The following is a 1,308-nucleotide window of genomic DNA, read 5'->3' as shown; positions in this document are numbered from 1 at the left end:
TTAGCCACCAATTTAATTAAAAGATTCGAGCACTTTTCAAGGCATCCATTAAGCTGCCATGAGAAGTGCTTTTTCTTTCTGTTCAATTTGTGGTTTTTGATTAAAGTGGAGAAGAATACGGTTTTTATAGTTCATAAAGCTTCTGTAGCCATAGGCTACCCGGTTAAGGACTTTGATTTTATTATTGATTCCTTCGATTTTTCCATTTGTATATGGGTAGATAAACATGTTTTCTATGTGCTTGAGATGTGTTCTCAATGTTTTCAAATTGGTCTTCATCGGCCTTGAAATCAGTGGATGATCCTTCTCTAAAAGATTCGCCATCTCATGATAGTCGTTTTTCTCCATCGCTTTGAGAAGAGCTTGATAGATCTCATAAGTTTCTCTCAACGTGACATCATAGCTTAACAGCTCGTCTACAATGGCCGATTCTAAACGTAAACCAAACATAGTGTAATAGTTATAGGTTGTATAAGACAATTCAGATTCTTTCTTTAGAATTTTTTTCCAGAACCGTTTTAACCGACGGTATTTTTTCATCTCTTCTCCATTTGAGATGTGAAGGCGATTCATGACCGTTATTCTAGTACGGTTCAATGAACGATTGATCAGCTGAACAATATGGAAACGATCAAAGATGATGTTGGCATTGGGGAAGAGCATCGGAATGATCGTGACATAACCCGCGTTCATATCGACAGTAACCGTTTCTACTTTATTTCTACTCTTTAGGCTATAGCGTGAAATAAAATGTTTTTTTATTGTTCGGCTATCTCGAGAAGGTAAAATATCTAGGATTTTACCTTCTTTAGCGTCTATGTATTCAAAAGCCATCGTTCCTTTGGCGTACTTAAACTCATCAAAGGAAAAAATGTTTAGGTAGCCAAGCAGAATGCGGTTGATACTGTTTAACGTATTCAGTTATCACATGTTGAGTAGTCGCTGAAGAAACGCTCGTTTGGACTAAAATGTCTTTAATCGATTGAGCCATGGATGATTTATCTAAAATTTGTACTTTTACATAGTTGGAGATAAAACAATTTTCTTTTACTATCGGTGTTTCTACAGTGAAAGAAGCACCGCAACTCTTACAATTGAATCGTTGTTTTTTAAGCACTAAATAAGTAGGGTGCACTCCACTCATTGGTAAAGTAATACGTGAGACCTGAGTTCCGTTGCCATAGACGGTATACTGTTCATTCGGTATATGGCATTTCATACATTCCTGAGGAATGTAGGTCAAACGGCCTTTAATAAACTTGCATTTTCTTCCTTTGAATTGCGTATATTCTACGCAATTATCTTCAA

2 protein-coding genes are annotated in these 1,308 nt (G+C 36.3%); both read right to left on the bottom strand.

Annotated features, from left to right (window positions below):
- Nucleotides 1–48: 48 nt before the first annotated feature.
- Nucleotides 49–834 carry an ISL3 family transposase gene (locus tag RT405_RS06825; RefSeq protein WP_313468650.1) on the bottom strand — a complete coding sequence of 262 codons (786 nt, stop codon included), beginning with the start codon at nucleotides 832–834 and terminating at the stop codon, nucleotides 49–51.
- A gap of 25 nt (nucleotides 835–859) precedes the next feature.
- Nucleotides 860–1,308, bottom strand: a 449-nt coding sequence (locus tag RT405_RS06820) for a transposase family protein (RefSeq protein ID WP_313468648.1), incomplete at its 5' end; no start/stop codon positions are given.

Source organism: Carnobacterium sp. (assembly GCF_032094055.1).
Taxonomy (GTDB): Bacteria; Bacillota; Bacilli; order Lactobacillales; family Carnobacteriaceae; genus Carnobacterium_A.
The sequence above is the reverse complement of the archived record's forward strand: the minus strand, read 5'-3'. Positions and strand labels throughout refer to the sequence as shown.